Raw genomic sequence first — 20485 nt, 5'->3', positions numbered from 1 at the left:
GTCGAGGTCGGTCTCGGCGGCGCGATNGCTCGAGTGTGGAGCGGAAGGCGCGGACGAGGAAGACGGCCTCCTCGACGGAGCCGGACGCCTGCTTGAGCGCCGTCGCCGCCACCTCGGGGGCCCAGAGCGAGCCCTCGGACTCCACCTGCTCGACCAGGTCGGGCAGGGTGTCGACGATGAGCGCGGGATCGATGGTGCGATGTGCGGCGAGACGCGAGAGGTCGAGCAGGGACAGCGAGGCGTCGATCGCCTGCTTGCCACCGGAAACGGCTACATATCCCATGAGCGGGCTCCTTCCGTCTCCATGCCCTCCAGCGCGGTGGGCACGCACGCCGAGGACCGCGGCACGCAGCAGACATGGCCCGCCCCGTCGACGAGCACGAGGTCGATGCCGCAGGGGAACTCGTCGGCGCGGTCGTTGCGGGCCGCGACGACATCGGACCGATCGGACGCCATGCGCGCCTCCCCGTCCACACCGGGTCCGGAGAGCTCCCAGGCTACGGACTGGCAGGATCCGGCGGCGGACCCGGTGAAGGCACCGTTGCGGTCCACGCCGACGAGGGTCCCGCACTCGACGATCAGGGTCGCCCCGCGATGGGGCTCCTCCAGGGTGCCCGCCTGCGCGGCGCGCACGACCTCGGCGGCAGCCTCGCCGCGAACCTCGCGCCCGATGATCAGGAAGGCCACCTCCTCGACGGGAAGGATGGAGGCGCGGGTGCGACGGGCGAGGGCACGGGTGGTCGCCTCGGCATCCTCCCCCGCCACGGCGAAGCTCGTCGCGGCGTCCAGGAGGACGTCGGAGAGGATGACCGTCTCGGAGGTGAGGCCGCTTCGGGCCGCCGCGTCCTGCGCCGAGGCGGGTGCGGCGGGCAGGCTGGTCACCTCGCCGGGACGCGCCATCGCGTCAAGCAGGGCGCGGAAGGCGGCCTGCAGGTAGAACGCGCGCTCATCGGCCACGGCGTCGCGCTCGAGAACCTCGGACGTGGCCGCAGGGGATGTCTGCCGGGCTTGCTTCGTGACACCCGTCGTAGTCGGCGTGTACCCGCTCATTTGACCACCGCCTGCACGCTCATGTCCTGACCCTCCATGGTGTCGAAGGACACCCGCGAGGCGAGCACTCGGCCCTGCTCCCGCGCGGCCTCGCGATCGAGGTCCTCGGCCGCGCGGCGCAGACGCCGCTCGATCTCCTCGGCTTCAGGCAGGGCGAAGGGCTGCGAGAGCGCCGCATCGAGGACCGCCATCGCGCGGGCGAGCTCCGGACGGGCGCCCAGCACGGCGCCGAGGCCCTCGGTGTCGCCGACGCGCATCCGGCACTCCGTCATCAGGGCCTCTCCGAGGTAGAACCGCGACCCCCGGGCCGTCTCGCGCACCTCGCACATGACCAGGCCCTGACGGGGCGGGTGCACCTCGTCCACCTTATGGCCGCGCCCGATCAGCGCGGCAAGCTCAACGGCCACCGATTCCGGCCCCTCGGCCAGGATCCGCGTCCGCTCCCTTCTCGACATCATGTTCAACTGCCTCATTTCTCTCTAGATGTGACCACGCGGACCTAGCGCGCCTCAAGGATGTAGCGGCGGCGCAGGCGCACGGAGACGAACTCCAGCAGGAAGGTCACGAGCAGGCACGCGTAGACGATGACGCCCACCTCGTGCAGGTTGTAATACCGCGATCCTGCCTGGAAGAGCTGGTAGCCGATGCCACCGGCCCCGGCGAAGGCTCCCACGGCAACCGCGTTGGTGAAGTTGATCTCGAACCGGATGAAGGTCCACGACAGCAGCTGCGGCACCGTGGCCGGGCAGATGGCCTGGAACACCACCTGCCAGAAGCTCGCCCCGCTCGCGCGGAGCGCCTCGATGACGCCGCCGTCGATCTCCTCGAAGCTCTCCGAGTAGCTCTTGGTGAGGTAGGCGATCGAGTGGAACGAGATGCCGAGGACCGCGGCCTCCGCACCGAGGCCGATCGCCACGGTGAACACGAGGACCCAGAGGATCGTCGGCACCGCGCGGATCACGGCAACGAAGCCTTTGACGATGTAGGAGGCCGTGGGGTTCGAGAGGTTCTGGGAGGCCGCCAGCGCGAGCGGGAAGGAGACCACCGCGGAGAGCATGGTGCAGACCACGGAGATGGCCACGGTGCTCAGCATCGAGTAGCCGACGGTCTCCCAGGTGAAGTGCCCGGCGCCGAGGGGCGGGTCGAGGGCGGGCTCGGCCATCATGGCCCAGAAGTCAGAAAGCGCCTGCGCCGAGGCCTGGACGAGGTCGACCTCCCCCATGCGCATGCGCGTGAACGTGACCAGGGTGAGGGCCGCGAGCACGCCGAGGGTCACGGGCATGGCGAGGTTGCGGGCGCGGCGCGAGGTGAGCCGGATGCGGCCCATGGCGCGCTCGACGGTCTCCGCGGTGGCGCGGCTGAGTCGGATCGTGGCCTCCATCAGATCATCGACCTCCTCGCATGGTTCGAGATGAGCTCGATCAGGATCACGAGGATGACGGTCACGACGACCACCAACCCGGCCGCGTCGTAGCGCATCGAGTTGTAGTAGATCTGGAACGAGAAGCCGATTCCGGTGCCGGTGAGCAGGCCGATCAGGGTCGCTGAGCGGATGTTCGTCTCGACCATGTAGAGCATCCAGCTCATGAGGCTCGCCGAGGCGAGCGGGATCCCCGCCTGGAAGACCACCTGCCAGTAGGAGGCGCCGCAGGAGCGGAGCGCCTCGATGGGGCCGGTTGAGATCTCGTCAAAGGTGTCGAGGAAGAACCGGAGCAGCTGCCCGACGGTCGTGAGGAAGAGGGCCAGGAAGCCGGTGAACTCGTTCTGCTTGAACGAGAGCAGCAGGAGCAGGGCCCAGGCGATCATCGGGATGTTCCTGACCACGCTGGCGACCCCGCGGATCAGGCCCCGCACGGCCGCCGATTCCACACCGACCGTGCGCGAGCCGAGGACGCCGAGGGCGATCCCGGGGATCGCGGCGATTACCGTGGCCGCCACCGAGTCCAGGGCCGTCGAGACGGTCTCCGTGAGGATGGTGGGGAGCTGCTCCAATGACGCGGCGGTGGGGGCGAAGTTGACGAAGAGCCAGCTGAAAGCCGCGGGGATCGAGCCGATCGCGTAGACGATGTTGAAATCGCAGATGATGGCCGCGATCACGAAGATCGCCACGAGACCCGCGACGGCGGCCGCGGTGCGGAGCGCCCGCCGACGGAACCAGCTCGGATCATACGCCGCGGATGCGGTCAGGCTGGCCTCACCGGCGCTCACAGCTGATCACCCGCAACCGGAGCCTCCGTCGTCAGCGGCAGGGGCGCGGGACCCGCGAGCTCGGGCACCACCGATGCGGCATCGGCCTCGACGGACACCTCGGTGACCACCGGTGCGACGGCGACAGCGGCCGGAACGGCAGCAGCCAGGGGCGCTGCCGCGGTCGCTTGCGCCACGGCTGCGGCGACCGTGGTCGCGACCGGAACCGCGGACCCGCTGTGAAGTGCGACTGGAACATCGACCGTCTCCTCCCCCGATCCGATTCCGCCGTAGATGCGCTCGATGGCCTCCTCGGTTAGGTCGGCCGGGGCGCCTTCAAAGACCTTCTCGCCGAAGCGCAGGCCCATGATGCGGTCGGAGAACTCGAGGGCGAAGTCGACCTGGTGCAGGTTGACGATGCAGGTGATCCCGTGCTCGCGGGTGACGCGGCGCAGGTGCTCCATCACCATGCGGCTGCTCTTGGGATCGAGGCTTGCGATGGGCTCGTCGGCGAGGATGATCTTCGGCTCCTGGATGAGGGCGCGGGCGATGCCGACGCGCTGCATCTGGCCTCCTGAGAGCTGGTCGGCGCGACGGTAGGCGAAGGCGCCGAGACCGACCTCGTCGAGGAGCTCGAAGGCGCGCATCTTTTCCTCCTCGCTGTACAGGCCAAGCGACCCCGCCAGCACGCTCTTGTAGCCAAGACGGCCGTGCAGGACGTTCTGGATCGCGGTCAGGCGGTAGACGAGGTTGTATCCCTGGAAGATCATCGCGATCTGGCGGCGCACCTCGCGGAGCGAGCGGAGCGAGCCGCGCGAGCGATGCGCGATGTCCTGGCCGCAGAAGGAGACCGAGCCCTCGGTGGGGTCGATCAGCCGGTTGATGCAGCGCAGGAAGGTCGATTTGCCCGCACCCGAGGGGCCGATCACGGAGATGAGCTCGCCGGGGCGCGCGGTGAAGTCGATGCCGTTCAGGGCCTTTCCCGTCGCGCGGGAGCCGCGGCGGGCCTCATAGCTCTTACCAAGTCCCTTGATAACGAGCAGCTCGTCAGCACGTTCCATATGTCTTCCTCCTATCTGGAGCGCTTGCACACGCAACGGGGCCGGAGCGCCTACGGCGACCCGGCCCCGTGCGCAGGGAAATGGCGATTAGGAGAGCTGACGGATGGGGTCGTACCAGGAGTCCTCGACGGCGATGAAGCCGGCGGAATCCTCCTTGCTCCAGATGGCACCGTTGTCATCGGTCCCCTCGGGGGCGAAGAGCAGCTCGTTGGACGAGGTCTCATCGGAGGTGAGGCCCTTGAGGAGCTTCTTGACCATCTCGTCCGGAAGCGCCTCGGTGTTGACGGCGATCGGGCCGTTCAAGACCGGGGTGGACTGGATGATGCCGAAGCTCTTGCCCTGGACGCGGTCGAAGGGCTGCGGAGCGCCGTCCTTCACCTTGTAGACGGCGCCGGCGCTGTTCACGGCGTCGCGGTCGCCATCGGGCACGTCGAGGTAGGTGTCGACGTCAATGTCGTCGAAGGCGGCCACGTCGGCGTCGCCCTGGAGCAGGTTCACCGCGGAGCCGGGGTGGGAGTTGCCGAAGAGAACCTGCGAGAAGAACCCGGCCTGGGTGAGCTCGTCGGAGGACTTCACGTCGTCGGGGAAGGCCTTCATGATGGCGTTGGAGGGAACCTTGAAGCCGGAGGTCGAGGTCGGGGACACGAAGGACATCTTCTTGCCCTTGATGTTCGCGATCGAGAAACCGGTGGACTCGGAGGAGTCGCGGTACGCGTCCATCTGGTCCTCGGCGACGCAGATGCGGCTGAAGTACTTGGCGCCCTCGAGCGTGCCGTCCGGGTCGGAGGTGGTGACCAGGGGCTGGACGGCGGAGTTCTTCTTCTGGGCCTCGATGAAGCCCTGGGCGCCCATGTTGGCGAGCTGGGCCTTGCCCGAGGCGATGGCCTCGATGGCGACGTTGTAGTCGGTGGTCGTCATGAGCTCGACGGGCACGCCCGCGGCCTCCTCAAGGACCTTGCCGAATGCCTCGCGACCGGCGTCGAACTCGGCGGAGGACTCGTTGGGGAGCCACACCATCGTGATCTTGTCGACGGATGCGGCAGCATCTGTGGCGCCGGAGGTTGCGGCGCCGCCCGTGCTTGAAGTGCTTCCGCACCCAACAAGGCCGAGGCCGAACACCGCAGCGGCGCTGCCGGCGACCGAGAGGAATGCGCGGCGGGACAGGGGCCGCTTGACCGATTCTGACACCATGTTCTCCTTCCAGGAACACGTCCGGCTCGGGGATCCGACGACCGGGTGCGAGGCCTCTCTTGTGGGCTTCAACACAAGGGGCATCGTAGGGCGGGCGGTGTGTGCGGAAGATGGCGTGCGGGCTCGATTACAGTTGGCTGACCGAGGCTGACAAATGCTTGACGCAAGTGCGACACGATGTTGAAAAGCGACGAAAAACTGTTGAATGACTCTTACAAATATGGGTATGGGCTTACATCCGCGTAGGGTCTCAAGGGCGGATGGCGGCGCGATTTTCGCCTCCACGGGGAAACCTGAGCGGTTTCGTGCGGATGTTGGCTCTCAACGGGTAAAGATACCTAGTTTGGCGCAGGCTTTGCGACGCCGCGAGCAAACCTCCTCAGTTTGGTACAGGTTTTCTATCTGCGGCCAAGTACACAAAGGACCCCGTCCATAAGAACGCCCGCTCAAAGCTGCGCGCTCAAGCGATCTACTTTGACGCTCGGCAAAAAGCTGTACCAAACTGAGGATGTTTTTGTCGGGGCCCTCCAAACCTGTACCAAAGCGACGAGTTTTATCGCGCGTCTGCCGCGACCTCAATCTCATTTCTTTCCTTGAGCCCCAGGACACGCTGAGACGTCGTATTCCGCCCAGCAGCTCAGACCTTCTCTCGCTGCCACGCATTCTTGAGTAGCAGCGGCTAGCATCACCTCGTGGTCACCGAGTTCCCAGGGCATCGAAGTGCCGAGCCCCGAGTCGCCACATGCTCATGCGCCCCGCCGTTCGCTGCTTCAAACCGTTTCCCCAGAAATCGCCGCTCAAACCCGCATCTCAGCAGCTGCCTCACCGTCCGCCGGCACGGGAACCAGCCGGTTGCGCGCATCCGTTTAGACGCGACGGCCGTCCTCGATCGCCGCGATCTCCGCGAGCACGCGCTCTCCGAGGTCGTCGGCCTTCTTCTCCCCGATGCCCGGCACGGCGAGCAGCTCCTCCCGGTCATGCGGGCGGAGCCGACAGAGGGCGCGCAGAGTTTTGTCGGAAAAGACCATGTACGGGGCCCACTGGCGCTCGCGCGCGATCTCGGTTCGCACTGCGCGCAGCGCCTCGAAGAGCTCAGCATCGTCCTCATGTGAGGAGCCGAGGGCGGAATCTCCCCCGTCGCGGACCATATCGACGGCCCGGCGCACCCGCGCCGAAGCGGACCCACGGGCCGCCCGACGGCGCACCGAGAACGAGAATCCCTCGTCTTCGAGGGCCTCGACCGCGCGGGGACCGAGTCCCACTGTGGGATACTGCCCTTGGCTCTGCGCAAGAAGCCCGCAGCCCACAAGCTGGTCGATCACGGCCTTGATGCGCACCGAGGGGACGTCCGCGAGCTCGCCGTACCCCTCCGACTCATCCAGGTGCATCTGACGGATGCGCTCCGTATTGGCCCCGTGCAAGACATCGGCCACGAGCGACTTGCCGAAGCGGCCGTTCAGCACGCGAACCATGCGCACCGCCGCCCGCGCGGTCATGGTCACATCCTCCACCTCGAAACTCGTGAGGCAGCTCCCGCAATTTCCGCAGCCGGCCTCCCCCGTGGGCCCGGCTGCGCCATGTGCCCCGAGCGTCCCCTCGTCGCCGAAGTACCGCAGGATGTAGGCACGCAGGCATTCCGTCGTCTGGCAGTAGCCTTCCATCTGGGCGAGCAGGCGGTACCGGTTCTGGCGTGAACGCTCGCGCTGCTCGGCGCCCCCCGTAGCGTCCTCGTCGGGGTCGCGGTCGATCAGATAGCGGCGCAGACGGAAGTCGTTCCCGTTCCAAAGCAGGTAGCAGCTGGCCGGGTCGCCATCGCGGCCGGCGCGACCTGCCTCCTGGTAGTAGGCCTCGATGCTCTCGGGCACGTTGTTGTGGATCACGTAGCGCACGTTGGGCTTGTCGATGCCCATGCCGAAGGCGTTGGTGGCCACCATGATGGGGACCCGATCCTCGATGAAGGCATCCTGGCTCGCGCGGCGATCAGCGTCTGCCATGCCCGCGTGGTAGCGGCCCACCGAGATGCCGAGGGGCATGAGCTCGAGGGAGAGTGCCGCGGAAAGCTCGTCAACCGCGCGGCGCGTGGAGGCGTAGATGATCCCGCTCTCGTCGGCGTGCTCGCGCACGTAACGGGCGATCCACGCGGCCTTCGCCTTGTCGCCCAGCTCCTCGACGCCAAAGTAGAGGTTCGCCCGGTCAAAGCCCGTGACAGCGGTGACCGGATTCCTGAGCCCCAGCATGCCGACGATGTCAGTCCGAACACGATCGGTGGCCGTGGCGGTAAAGGCAGCCACCACGGGGCGAACGGGCAGAGAGGCGATAAACCGGGAAACCTCAAGATAGGAGGGGCGGAAGTCCTGACCCCACTGCGAGACGCAGTGGGCCTCGTCAACCGCCACGAGCGGAATGCCGATGCCGCCGGGTGCGGTGATGGCCTGGGCGAAGGCGACGAAGCGGGGGTCGGCCAGGCGCTCGGGAGCCACATACATGATCTGGTACCAGCCCTCGGCGGCCCGCTTGAGCACGGTGTTCTGCTGGGCCGGCGTGAGCGAGGAGTTGAGGTAGGACGGGCGGGCCCCAGCGGCTTTGAGAGCGCGCACCTGGTCGCCCATGAGGGAGACGAGCGGGCTGACCACGAGGGTGAGGCCACCGAGCATGAGGGCCGGCACCTGATAGCAGATGGACTTGCCGGCGCCGGTGGGCATGACGCCCAGGGCGTCGCGCCCGGAGAGGATGGCGGAGACCATGCGGTCCTGGCCGGGCCGGAAGGAGGTGTAGCCGAAGTAGCGGGCGAGGGCATCGAGGGCGGGTGAGGGGGCAGCGCGGTGAGGGGAGATGGGAGCGTGAGGTCGGACACGAGATGTGCGTGCAGGAGCCTCAGCGGTGCGCAGTTGGGTGGCAGAGGGAGCAGGGCCGTCGGCGGGCGCGGGGGAAGTGTGCGATGCGGCGGCGCATGCTGGCGGCGGCTCGGTCTCGCCTGGCGTGGGTTCGCATGTGAACACCGTTCTCCCTGCTTGTTCATCCTGCCGCAAAGCCATGCCGCCCTCCCCTCGCCATCATTCGATCTGACAAGTATAAGGATAGGACCCGACGCGGACAAAAGGCGACGAAGGGCGGTCCGGTCCTCTGCTCGCGATGCGCGCTGCCGCGGCGTAGCTCGGTCTTCCACGCCGCCCGCGATGCGCACCGTCGCAATGCAGCTCGGTCTTCCACGCCTCCCCTCCGCCATGCGCGGTAACGCGATGCGCTTGTCACTTGCCCGCGCCACCCCCCCCTCATCCGCCATGTGCGGCTGTGTAGCTCCACTGCAACGTGCACTGCAAGCTTCCGTCGGCGGCCATGACTGATTTCAGCCTACTTTGCCAAGAAGGCCGCACGCCGCGTCATCGTGGTGCGCGCGCTGTATACCAAGGGCATCGAACTAGCTGGGGCAGGGCTTGGGCTGGACGCTGGTCCAGGCCCTCAAGCGCTATGAGGCCCATCCAGCCCTGAGGTGGTTTTGTGTGCACGCCTCCACACCGAAACCATGGCGCTCAAGCGGGAAGGATAGCTCTGCAACCAACCGATCTCTGAATGGGAGAACCGTATGAAGATCTCAGCTCGCAACCAGCTCAAGGGCACGATCACCAAGGTCACCAAGGGCGCTGTGAACGGCGTCGTCGCCATCGACCTCGGCGAGACCACCGTCAAGGCCGACATCACCAACGAGGCTATCGAGTCTCTCGGCCTCGCCGAGGGCAAGGTGGCATACGCCATCATCAAGGCCACGAATGTCATGTTCGCCGCCGGCGACCAGCCCATCTCCGGCATTTCCGCGCGCAACCAGCTCATCGGCACCGTCGAGAGCGTGAAGATCGGCGCGGTCAACGGCCACGTTCGTCTGACGCTCGCCGACGGCGGCGGCATCATGGGCTCCATCACCAACGAGGCCATCGAGAACCTCGGTCTCAAGGAGGGCGGCAAGGCCGTCGCTATCGTCAAAGCCACCGACGTCATCGTCGGCGTGGAGTAACGGCAGATCAGATAGCTTCGCGGGCAGGCATTGCGTCGGCCAGCTGAAACACCCGGCACCCGGAAGTCCAGGTGCCGGGTGTTTTCTTGCCCCCGTGATCCCGGGAGCGACTGAGACGCTTCCGCTCAGACAGCGTTTTCCGGCGCATGTCTGCGCAATCCTGAACGTGAAGGCGTCCGAGACAGCATAAACTCGCAGATATCGCGCTGTTTTTGCTCTCTCCGGATGCGCCGCAAAACAAGCGCATGGCCTTTTTCAATCCGCCATGCGCCGCTCGGCATCAACAGGATCAACCTTACATCCGCGAAGACGTCGGCCCCTAGTTCAGACCCCGAAACCCGCGCCCGATGATCTCCGAGCTGTTCACGATCGTCATGAACGCATCCGGGTCGATCTCGCGCACGTAGAGCCGCAGCCGTCTTGCCTCGCGACGTGACAGGACGCTCATGATCTGCATCACGCGCCGGCCGGAATACACCCCGTACCCTGGGGTGATCGTGGCACTTCGATTCAGCGTCTTCACGATGTAGCGCTCGACCGCATGAGGGTCCTTGCAGATCACGGTGCAGACCTTCCGCAGATGCAGGCTCTCGATCGCGCCATCGACCACAAGCGTCTTCGCAAACAGGCCGAGTATGCAATAGAGGCCGACACGCGGACCGTACAGGATCGCGGCCACGACCACGATCGCGACGTCGACGGCCATGAGGGCCTTGCCAATCTCCAGACTCGAGCGCCGGTTCAAGATCATCGCGAGGATGTCTGTGCCGCCGGTCGACGCACCGATATCGAATACGATGGCGCTGCCGAGCGACGGTAGGATCACCGCGAAACAGAGGTCGAGCCACATGTCACCGGTGATCGTGATGCCCGAGGGAAAGATCCACTCAAACAACGATACGTACAGGGAGAGCAGGAACGACGCGGCCACACTCCAGCCTACGGCGCGTCGCGGCAGGAAGACCAGCCCGAGCGCAACGAGGATCGCGTTGATTACCCACATGAACGCGCTCACCGGCATGGTGGGGAAGATCTTCGAAAGCACGATGGACAGACCCGAGGTGCCGCCGAAGGCGAAACCGTTGGGCGCCTTGAACAGTACGATCGCGATCGCGGTGAGGATGATGCCGATGTTGAGGGTGATCAGGAAGCGGGTGCGGCCCGGTTTTGAGCTGCGCTTCTCAGCGAGGCGTCGGGCGCGCTCGGCCTCCTCATTGGTCTGGCACCCCGACATAGGGACGACCTCGTCGGCCCCTGCGCTCTGCACGGGCTCGGCAGCCTCTTCCATCGCCACGGCACCCTCTCTCTAAGAACCGCCATCGCGGCCATCATAACGCAGTTGGCGCTCGGACGGTTGGGCCTCACTGAGCGTGCAAGATTCAGAGCGTTTGGGTGGTGAAGGGGCGGGTCTTGGGGTGTCGATGTGAGAGTGGGGCGGACGGTGAGCTGAGGCTCACATGGGGCGCGCAAAACGTCATCTCGACGCAGGTCTTCAGCGCTTTTGCATGAGGACAGGTTTGAAATGACGTTTTAGAAGGCCGGGTGGGCAGGGGTGCATGGAGCCCGTGCAAAACGTCATCTCGACGGGCCCCTGGGACGTATTTGCCTGAAAACAGACTCGAGCTGACGTTTTCCGAGAGGTTGGGACAGAGCGCGGGCACCACCGCCAACTCAAATGCCCGCACCGGGCCGAGCGCACTGTTGCGCCCCGTCCCCTCCGGACGCGCCGCCGGCAGCTCAAATGCCCGCATTGGCCCACGAACCCGCCCCCTACTCATCATCGCTCTCGCCGAGCAGCACCGTGAGCGCGAGGGCCACCTGCACCACGCCCGCCCCCTCGGCGCTCGCGTCGATCCCACGGCCGAGGCCGCTGCCCGCGCCCGCTCCGGCACGATAGGGCACCGTGAACTTGCGGCTCTTCGGAAAGTTGATCGCCCCCAGCTTTCCTCGCAGGTCAAACGCCACGTCTTTGGGAACATCCACACCCTGGAAGACGATCTTGCCGCCGGTGAGGCTCACACTCTCGAGCCCCAGACGCCCCGCGCGGATTCGCAGGCGCGTGCGGTCGAAGAGGTTTCGCGCCGCGTCGGGCAGCGGGCCGAACTCCTCCTCGCACTCCTCCTGCACGGAGTCTACCGCGGCCAGATCCTCGGCGGCCGCAAGCCGCCGGTACACGAGCACGCGCTTGTCCACCGCCGGCAGGTACTCCTCATCCAGGTAGAAGTCATCAGGCAGGTTGAGGGTGAGCGCACTCGCCTCCACCGCTCCCCCGGCGTCGCCGCGCGCCTCCGCCACGGCCTGGCCGAGCATCTGCGTGAACAGGTCGAAGCCCACACTCGACAGGTTGCCGTGCTGCTCCGCCCCCACCAGGGAACCGGCGCCGCGAATCTCGAGGTCGCGCATGGCGATCCGCATGCCGCTGCCGAGATCCTGGAACTCGGAGAGCGCGGTCAGGCGCTCGGTGGCCTCCTCGGTGAGCGGCAGCTCCCCGGGGAACATGAAGTAGGCGTAGGCCTGCACCGCCGAGCGGCCCACACGGCCTTTCAGCTGATAGAGCTGAGCCAGGCCCAGGCGTTGCGAGTCCTCGATCAGCAGCGTGTTGGTATGCGGGTTGTCGATGCCGCTCTCGATGATGGTAGTGGCCACGAGGACATCGATCTCGTGCGCCGCGAAGGCGATCATCATGTCCTCCACCTCGCGCGGGCTCATCTTGCCGTGGGCCACGCCCACCCGGGCCTCGGGCGCGGCCTCGTGCACGCGGTCCACCGCGTCATCGATGCTCTTCACGCGGTTGCTCACGTAGTACACCTGGCCGCCGCGACCCATCTCCAGGCGGATCGCCGCAGAGACCACGTCGGGGTCGTACTCCCCCACGTGCACCGCGACGGGCCGGCGCCCCGTGGGCGGCGTGGTGATGAGGCTCATGTCGCGCACACCCGAGATCGCCATCTGCATCGTGCGCGGGATCGGCGTGGCCGAGAGCGTGAGCACGTCAATCTGCTCGCGCAGGTTCTTGAGCTGCTCCTTGTGCTGCACGCCAAACCGCTGCTCCTCGTCGATGATCACAAGGCCGAGGTTCGCGGGGTTCACATCAGCCGAGAGCAGGCGATGCGTGCCGACGAGCACCTCGACCTTCCCCTCGGTGAACGCAGCGAGCGCCCGGCGCTGCTGCGCCGGTGTGCGGAAACGCGAGAGCACCTCCACCTCGATGCCGAAGGGGGCAAAGCGATCGAAGAAGGTCTGGTAGTGCTGCTGGGCGAGGATGGTCGTCGGGCAGAGGACCATGACCTGCCGGCCGCTGTCCACGCACTTGAAGGCTGCGCGCAGGGCCACCTCGGTCTTGCCGAAGCCCACATCGCCACAGAGCAGGCGATCCATCGGACGGCTGCTCTCCATGTCGCCCTTGATGTCGGCGATGGCGTCCAGCTGGTCGGTGGTGGGCTCGTAGGGGAAGCTCTCCTCCATCTCAATCTGCTCCGGCGTGTCGGGCGGGCAGGCGAAGCCCGTCACCGAGGAGCGGCGCGTGTAGAGGTCGACCAGGTCGAACGCGAGCTTCTTGGCAGATGCGCGCGCCTTCGTCGTCGCCCGCGACCAGTCGGCGGTGTTCAGGCGCGTGAGCCGCGGGTTCGCGCCGTCGGGGCCCACGTAGCGCGTGATGCGGTCCACCTGCTCGAGCGGGACGTAGAGCTTGTCACCGTCGGCGTACTCAAGCAGGAAATAGTCCCGCTCGCGGCCGGCCACCTCCTGCCGTGCGATCTCGGCGAACAGGGCCACGCCGTGGGTGGCGTGGACCACGTAGTCGCCCGGTTTGAAGGGGAAGGTGACCTCCGTCACGTCCACCCGTCGACGCTGCGAGCGGCCGCGGGCGCGGCGCGCGTCCATGCGGGCGTTCAGGTCGGATATGGAGAAGACGGCGAGGTGCGCCTCGGGGATCACCGTGCCCGCCGGTAGGGCCGCGTCCACGAAGGTCACGCGGCCGCGCATGCTGGTGGGCACGGCGGGACCGGCCGCCCCTTCGGCGAGGCCACGGGCGTTCAGGGCGTCAGCATCGCGCTTGAGCAGGGTGACCTCGACGTTCTCCCCTACCATGCCCATATTCTCAGGTGCTGCGGTGAGCGACTCCTCAAACGGGATCGACTCATCGGTGAAGGTGAGCTCCATGGACTCGCGGGCGCCGCGGTCGGGGATCGCGAAGACGCAGGCGTACCGGTTGGCCACAACCTCCTGAACGCGCGAGATGAAACGCGAGCTCGATCCCGCGATGGCTGTCTGCTCGACCTTGAGCTCGGCGGTGACGGCGCCTCCCGCCCGGATGATGCTCACGTAGTTCAAGCGCTGCTGGGCCCCGAAGTCGAGCTCCGCCGGACGCACGTAGAGCCCGTCGAGATGGCCCACCTTCGCGTTCGCGGAGCGCTGTTCGAGATCCTCGTAGGCGCGGGTGCAGTCATCGAACAGGGAGCGGGGCTCGGAGAGGATCACAAGGGCATCGTTGGCGAGATGCGCGAGCGGGCTCGCGGTGCGTTCGTAGAGGAGCGGTAAGAAGCGGTCGAGTTCCGGCGTCGCGATGCGCTGCTGCACGAGCTCGAGCAGGGCTGCGAGCTGCGTGTCATCCTGAGCGGGCTGGTAGAGGGCGCGGCTGATGCGGGCCACCGCGTCGTCGGCGAGCGCGAGCTCACGGCAGGGGTAGACCTCGACGGACTCGAGATCGCCGATGGTCTGGCCCGTGGAGGCCACCATGCGGCGGATGCGGTCGATCTCGTCGCCGAAGAACTCGAGCCGGACCGGGGCCTTCTCCTGAGCGGGCCAGAGGTCAACCGTGTCGCCGTGCACATGGAAGAGGCCGGGGGCGTCCGCCGCGTCGCCCGCCGTGTAGCCCATGCCCACGAGCCGCCGGGAGACTTCCTCAAAGGGAAACTCCTCGTGAAGCGAAAACGATGTGGACTCCCAGTACCGGCTCGCGCGCGGCGGAACGCATCGCAGGAGGGCGCGTGCGGAGGCGACCATCACACAGGCCTCGCCACGGGCCACGCGGCCGAGGGCCGCCGAGCGCGTTGCGATCACCGCATCGTCGGCGGCCTTGTCGCTCCAGGGAAGGTCCGTACGCTCCGGAAAGTGCGCCACGTGCTCCACGCCCAGGTAGGCGATGAGGGAGCGAGCCGCGCGGGCGGCGGCATCCTCGCCGGAAACGATGTAGACCACCGGGCGCGGGTGCCGGGCGAACTGCGCCGCCACCATGAGCGTGCGCGCCGACTGCGATACGGCGAGCGTGGCGTCCTGCCCGGACGCGAGCGCCTCCTCGACGATGCACGGCGCCTCGGCGGTGTAGAGCTGCGCGGCGATGCGATGGATGAGCACGTGGTCTCCTTCTCAGATGCTGTTGGATGGGTGATCGGAGCGGGCACGGTCCGCCCCGTTCGCCAACGCGAAAGACCCGTTCAGGCAGGCTGCACGGGTTCAGACGCGGGTTTGGTTGTTGACGGCATTGTAGCGTAGCGTGCGGACAGAACGGTGGCGCGACACGGGGCTGGTTTAGGTTGGCTCCACGGGTCTGGCGTGTTCGGGCGGGTTTTGGAGCGGTCCCGTCCGGAAGCGGCAGCCGCAGGATCGCCTGGTTGCAAGGCCGCTTGGCTGGAAGGGTGCTTGGCTGAAAATCCCTTCAAAGTATGTTTTACTCGGCATTCTGAAGCCGATTTGCCTAAGACAGGCGTCGAGATGACGTTTTGAAGCCTTTGGTGCGAACTCGTCTTGAGGGCGGCGGCTGTGGGGCCGCTCGGCTGGTAAGTCCTCCTGACCTGGCTGGGAAGTCCTCCAAAGTATGTTTTGGACGGCAGCTCGGGGCCGATTTGCATGAGGCTGGCATCGAGATGACGTTCTGAGGCCTCCTCCCCTATGCGAGCCCACGAACGAGACCTGGCTCCACCTCTATCCCGTTTCAGATGGAAGGGGGCCGCGCACGGGACACGGGCCATGCGCACTGAATGAGCGCTAAGAACGTACTTTGGAGGACGCTGGTAAAGGCTTTTGCCTGTAAGCACCGTTGAGATGACGTTTTTCAGGGCCTTTGACACAGGCCACGCACGCATCCGGGTGCAGGATACAACGGAGCGATTCGTAGAAGCTGGGGCAGGCCGCGCGCGAATCCAGGCACGGACCTGAGCGTCCGGAACGGCATTGCAACGTGCGACACAGGCCCCGCGTGCACCTAGATGCAGGGCACTGCGAGTCAGCAGGCCGACAAAAAGGCCGTCCAAAACGTACTTTGGAGGACGCTTTGACGAAGATCTGCATGAGAACGGGCTCGAGATCGCGATGACGTTTCCTCAAGTCTTTGGTCGCCGGTCCCGAGCGCATCGGACACGACCCCGCATACAAAGGGGCGCAGGAACGGCCGTCCAAAACGTACTTTGGGGGGCACTTCGAGGCGGATTTGCCTGAGGATACCGTCGAGATGATGTTTCCCTGGGCTTTGGCGCAAGCCCCCCGTATCCCCTGTTCACATGAGACGTCGAGGTGGCACTCTCTGGACCATAGGCGCACACCCCGCCCCTGTTGCCAGGACGAAGCGTCGAGATGACGTTTTCCTTTTCGCCATGTCGGCCTCGTACACGGGACACAGGCTCCGCGTGCCGAAGTGATGTCGAAAACGTACTTTGGATGGCGTTACTAAGGGGATTTGCCAGGGGCCGGCATCGAGATGACGTTCCCGAGGCCATTCGCGCAAGCCCCCCGTATCCCTCGCCTGCAAGACGCGTCGAGATGACGTTTCCTAGGCCGTTTTATGTGAGGACCCGTAGGCGACTCCCCTAGACCAGCCCCCCCTCTGGCGACCAGACGGCGCCCGGCCCCCGATGCGGCACGAGGCCCGGGCACGTGGCAATGCTCCAGGCGCTCAAAGCCCCGCGCCCACCTCCGCGCTAAACCCCGATCCGCATGTTCGCGTACGCGCAGAGCGCGGCGAGCGCGAAGACCACCAGCGGTCCCGAGATGTCCGCGAGCACGCCGCCCACGCGGCGGCTCGACGCCCACGGGCCCAGGTCGTCAGACGCGCGACCCCAGATGCGCCAGAGCAGCACCGCCATGCCCACGATGCCAACCATGTTCTGCAGCGCCACCTCGGCGCAGAGCAGGACCACCAGATTCGCCGCCGTGTAGCCGGCCTCGTCCCTCAGGTAATGGCGGTACGCGATCCGCATGAGGTAGGCGACGAACGGCTGCAGCAGCGCTGCGATGGAGGTCACCAGGAACGCCGGGTTCTGCTCGATCATCACCCGCAGGCTCTCCATCGCGGCAGCGCCGGCGTTCAGCACCCCGGCAAGCCCCAGGTGCACGAGGGGGATGAGCACGAGCACGACCTCGACGGCGATGAAGATCCGACGCGTGAGGCGCTCGCGCGGCGTGTCATAGCGCGCCGGGATCCCGTCCTCCGCGCCCAGGGCGCCGCCATGGGACGTCGCACTCCCACGGACCTCCTCAGCGGCCCGCTCGGTCCGCTCCGGGTCCGCCTTCGTCCCGCGCCTCGCCGCATGGGCCCGCTTCCTCTTCGCCATGGCGCTCTCCCCTCTCAATCAAAAAAAGGGGCCCGCCGACATGCGCCGACGGGCCCCGGGCATACGAACCAATACTACTTCAGCTCGGGCCAGTACCCCTTGTTGGCCTCGATCAGATCATCGAGGATGAGCTTCGCCACGCGGGCCGACGGAATCGTCGCGGAGAGCGACAGCGCCTGCCAGAGCTTCTGGTAACTGCCCTCGGCCCAAGCCTGGACCACGAGCTTCTCAACGGACACCTGCTGCTCGAGCATGCCCTTCTGCCACTGCGGGACCTTGCCCTGGCAGATCTTCTCGTAACCGTTCTTGCCCACGATGCAGGGAACCTCGACCATCGCGGTCTCGTCGAAGTTGGACACCGCGCCGTCGTTCGGGACGATCAGCAGGAAGCGCTCCATCGTGTTCTCGGCGAGCGCGCAGGCGAGGTCCACGATGTAGGTGGCGTGCGCGTCGGCCTCGAAGCCCGCACCCTCGGCGGTGCCGTTCTCAACGACCTTGCGGCAGGCGCCGAAGACGTGCTTCTCACGGCCGTCCATGACCTCGTTCGCACGGGTGTAATCGGGGTTCGAGGTCTCGACCACGTAGTCGGGGAAGAGGTAGTACTTGAGGTAGGTGTTGGGGATGGTCTCGGGATCGACGGCGTACACGTCCTTGGCCTTGCCGAAGGTGTGGATCCAGCTCTCGTCGATATGCTGCTCCTTGCCCTCCTCGCGCTCGATGCCGTCGAGGTAGCCATTCTTCGCCATGTGCTCCTTGATGGTCGGCATCAGGTCGTTGCCGTCCTTGTCGTGGATGGCGGTGAACCAGCCGTAGTGGTTCAGGCCGTAGTAGCTGTACTGCAGCTCGCGACGGTCCTTGATGCCGCACATGACGGCCATCTTGTCCATGAGGTCGATCGGCATGTCGCAGATGTTGATGATCTTGGAGTTCGGGCGCAGCACGCGGCAGGCCTCGGCAACGATGGCTGCCGGGTTGGAGTAGTTGAGCATCCAGGCGTCGGGGCTGTACTTCTCCATGTAGTCGAGGATCTCGATCACGCCGCCGATGGAGCGCATGCCATAGGCGATGCCGCCCGCGCCGCAGGTCTCCTGGCCCACGCAACCGTACTTCAGCGGGATCTTCTCATCCTGCTCGCGCATCGCGTAGAGGCCCACGCGGATGTGCGCCAGCACGAAGTCGATGCCGGTGAAGGCCTCCTTCGGGTCGGTGGTGTAGGAGAAGTCGAGCTCGGGGGCGTTCTCCTTGAAGTAGATCTCGCAGGCCTTGGCGACGATCTCCTGGCGCTCGGCGTTGTTGTCGTAGAAGACGACCTTGTCCACCGGGAAGCGGTCGTGCTCCTTGAGCAGCATCAGGGCGATGCCGGGCGTGAAGGTGGACCCGCCGCCGGCGATGGTGACCGCATAGCTCTTCTTAGACATGACGTTCCTCTCAATCTGGCCGCATACCTGTTGAGGACGTCGCCGCGACCTTGTACGGCGTCCGGTTGGTACCGAAAGCGGCGGGGCGGGATGACCGGTGCCCCGTGAGCCGGGCCCGGGGCGCGAGGCCCCGGGCAGACGGGCGGTTTAGAGCATCTGCTCGAACTCGTCGCGCATCATGGCGACCTTGAGGCCGATGATGACCTGCATGGACTTGCCGTTCTTGGACACGCCGCTCGTGCCGATCGCCTTGAAGTCGGCATCGCTCGCCACGAGGGTCTCGTCGATCACGTTCACACGCAGGCGGGTGGCGCAGTTGGTGACATCCTTGATGTTGTCCTTGCCGCCGAGGAGGTCGAGCACGTTCTCGGCGAGGATGGCGTTCTTGGAGACGCCGGCCTCCTTGGCCGCCGCGGCGGACGCCGCCTTGCCGCCGAGCTCCTCCTGCTGGCGACGGTAGTCGGCCTTGGACTTGAACTCGATGTCGTCCTCGTCGTCCTCGCGACCGGGCGTCTTGAAGTCGAACTTCAGGATCAGGAAGCGGAAGACCACGAAGTAGATGCCGACGAACACCAGGCCAACCAGGAGCGCGATGAGGTAGCTCATGCCATGGGAGGCCGCGAGCGGGATGAAGTTCAGCGAGGCCATCTCGATGAGGCCGCCGGAGAAGACACCCACCACGCCGAGGGCGTTCAGGACCGTGGAGAGGGCCGCCGCGAGGGCCGCGTGGACCACGAACAGCGGCGGGGCGATGAACAGGAAGGTGAACTCGATGGGCTCGGTGATGCCGCAGACGATGGCCGTCAGCGTGATGGGGATGAGCATGGCGAAGAGCTGCTGGCGCTTACCCGGCTTGGCCGTGGCGTAGAAAGCCAGGGCGATACCGGTGCAGCCGAACATCTTGGACCAGCCGGTGGCGGTGTAGGCGGCCCAGGGAGCCAGCTCATTCAGGGGCGCAGACGAGGCGGCGAGCTCGGGCAGGGCCTTCGCCCACGCGGCGTAGATGCCGCCCTGGACGACTACGTTGTCATAGAAGAAGGGGCTGTAGAGCAGGTGGTGCAGGCCGAAGGGGATGAGCACGCGCTCGGAGAAGACGAAGACCCAGACACCCGCGAGACCCGTGCCCATGATGAAGCCCTGGAAGGCGCGGATGCCGTCCTGGACATGGGGCCAGCCGATGCAGGCGATGGCCGCGACCGGGATCATCACGAAGAACGAGATGATGTAGACGAAGGTCGAGCCCGAGAAGGTGCCGAGCCACTCGGGGAGCTCGGTGTCGAAGAACCGGTTGTGTATGGCGATCGTGATGCCGGAGATGACGAGGGCGCCGATCATGCCCATGTCGAGCGTCTTGATCGAGGCGATCTGGGCGAGACCCGTGTCCGCGCCGACCTCCATGTCCGCGAAATCGGGGAACCCGAGCGAGCCGCCCCACTGCGTGAGGATGGTGTTCACGAAGTAGTGGAAGGTCAGGTACGTGACGAGCGCCTCCATGCAGGCACGGGCGTTCTGCTTCTTCGCCATGCCGATGGGAAGCGAGACCGCGAACAGGAGCGGCAGCTGGTTGAAGACCGTCCAACCGCCCTGAAGCACGACGTTCCAGCACTGGTACCAGAGCGTTCCGGGCGCGGCGAGCGCGCCGAAGATGACCTCGGTGGTGAAGAGCGTGCCCAGGCCGACCGTGATGCCCGCGAACGAGAAGAGCAGCACGGGCGTGAACATCGCCCCACCGAACTTTTGGATTTTCTGCATCATGGCAGGAGATCCCCTTTCCCTTGTGCCGCCTCCCTCCGAAGCGGCAACGGCGGAACCCGTCCGAACGAGCGGTAAACATCTCCTGGCGCCTTGAGATACCGCTAACTTGTTCGTACAAGTTTCGAATGTATCTTGCCATCTTGTTCGAACAAGTTAAGGTTTGAAGCGGGGCGTGTACGGTGATCGGTAGGAATCCCTCGGTGAACGTACCAAGCCCGTGAAGCCTATTGGGTATGATGTTCGAACAAGCATGCGCGCAGAGGAGTC

13 protein-coding genes and 1 pseudogene are annotated in these 20485 nt (G+C 66.1%); 1 reads left to right on the top strand and 13 read right to left on the bottom strand.

The genetic code is table 11. The features are described 5' to 3' along the window. Positions 1–88: 88 nt before the first annotated feature. The 8 genes and pseudogenes from CAP13_RS10515 to CAP13_RS07120 form a co-directional block, all read right to left on the bottom strand. Positions 89–283: pseudogene (locus tag CAP13_RS10515) on the bottom strand (carbon-phosphorus lyase complex subunit PhnI); the annotation flags it as partial. Continuing rightward, positions 271–1050, bottom strand: a complete 780-nt coding sequence (phnH, locus tag CAP13_RS07150; RefSeq protein WP_085830929.1) for a phosphonate C-P lyase system protein PhnH — start codon at positions 1048–1050, stop codon at positions 271–273. The pseudogene CAP13_RS10515 and the gene phnH, both read right to left, overlap by 13 nt. Next, positions 1047–1508 carry a phosphonate C-P lyase system protein PhnG gene (gene phnG, locus CAP13_RS07145; RefSeq protein WP_179184995.1) on the bottom strand — a complete coding sequence of 154 codons (462 nt, stop codon included), beginning with the start codon at positions 1506–1508 and terminating at the stop codon, positions 1047–1049. Before phnG ends, phnH begins: the two co-directional genes overlap by 4 nt. Positions 1509–1549: 41 nt before the next feature. Next, positions 1550–2431: a PhnE/PtxC family ABC transporter permease gene (locus tag CAP13_RS07140; protein WP_085830927.1), complete on the bottom strand. Its 882-nt coding sequence runs from the start codon at positions 2429–2431 to the stop codon at positions 1550–1552. Then, positions 2431–3258, bottom strand: a complete 828-nt coding sequence (locus CAP13_RS07135) for a PhnE/PtxC family ABC transporter permease (RefSeq protein ID WP_085830926.1) — start codon at positions 3256–3258, stop codon at positions 2431–2433. The genes CAP13_RS07140 and CAP13_RS07135 overlap by 1 nt, the downstream gene beginning before the upstream one ends. Then, positions 3255–4298 carry a phosphonate ABC transporter ATP-binding protein gene (gene phnC / locus CAP13_RS07130; protein ID WP_085830925.1) on the bottom strand — a complete coding sequence of 348 codons (1044 nt, stop codon included), beginning with the start codon at positions 4296–4298 and terminating at the stop codon, positions 3255–3257. The genes CAP13_RS07135 and phnC overlap by 4 nt, the downstream gene beginning before the upstream one ends. 87 nt (positions 4299–4385) lie before the next feature. Further along, the gene (locus CAP13_RS07125) at positions 4386–5489 is read right to left on the bottom strand and encodes a phosphate/phosphite/phosphonate ABC transporter substrate-binding protein (RefSeq protein ID WP_085830924.1); all 1104 of its coding nucleotides are present in this window, start codon (positions 5487–5489) and stop codon (positions 4386–4388) included. Between the two features lie 866 nt (positions 5490–6355). Beyond that, entirely contained in the window at positions 6356–8323 is a 1968-nt protein-coding gene (locus CAP13_RS07120; protein ID WP_281249006.1) for a RecQ family ATP-dependent DNA helicase, read from the bottom strand. A gap of 749 nt (positions 8324–9072) precedes the next feature. On the opposite strand from CAP13_RS07120, the gene CAP13_RS07115 reads away from it, so the two are divergent. After that, entirely contained in the window at positions 9073–9498 is a 426-nt protein-coding gene (locus CAP13_RS07115; RefSeq protein WP_085830922.1) for a TOBE domain-containing protein, read from the top strand. Between the two features lie 319 nt (positions 9499–9817). Here CAP13_RS07115 and CAP13_RS07110 read toward each other — a convergent pair whose 3' ends face one another. From CAP13_RS07110 to CAP13_RS07090, 5 genes are all read right to left on the bottom strand, one after another. After that, positions 9818–10786, bottom strand: coding sequence for a YitT family protein (locus tag CAP13_RS07110; protein WP_245798945.1), 969 nt, complete (start codon positions 10784–10786; stop codon positions 9818–9820). 482 nt (positions 10787–11268) lie between these two features. Next, on the bottom strand, positions 11269–14853 hold the full coding sequence (gene mfd / locus CAP13_RS07105; protein ID WP_085830921.1) for a transcription-repair coupling factor: 3585 nt from the start codon (positions 14851–14853) through the stop codon (positions 11269–11271). A gap of 1559 nt (positions 14854–16412) precedes the next feature. Next, entirely contained in the window at positions 16413–17045 is a 633-nt protein-coding gene (locus CAP13_RS07100) for a hypothetical protein (RefSeq protein ID WP_085830920.1), read from the bottom strand. Positions 17046–17119: 74 nt separating this feature from the next. Next, positions 17120–18463, bottom strand: a complete 1344-nt coding sequence (locus CAP13_RS07095) for a 6-phospho-alpha-glucosidase (RefSeq protein WP_085830919.1) — start codon at positions 18461–18463, stop codon at positions 17120–17122. A gap of 147 nt (positions 18464–18610) precedes the next feature. Then, complete coding sequence (locus tag CAP13_RS07090; RefSeq protein WP_085830918.1) at positions 18611–20218, bottom strand: alpha-glucoside-specific PTS transporter subunit IIBC; 1608 nt, start codon at positions 20216–20218, stop codon at positions 18611–18613. Positions 20219–20485 lie beyond the last annotated feature (267 nt).

Origin of the sequence: Collinsella vaginalis (assembly GCF_900176655.1) — a bacterium.
GTDB classification, from domain to species: domain Bacteria; phylum Actinomycetota; class Coriobacteriia; order Coriobacteriales; family Coriobacteriaceae; genus Collinsella; species Collinsella vaginalis.
This window is presented reverse-complemented; position numbering and strand designations above follow the sequence as displayed.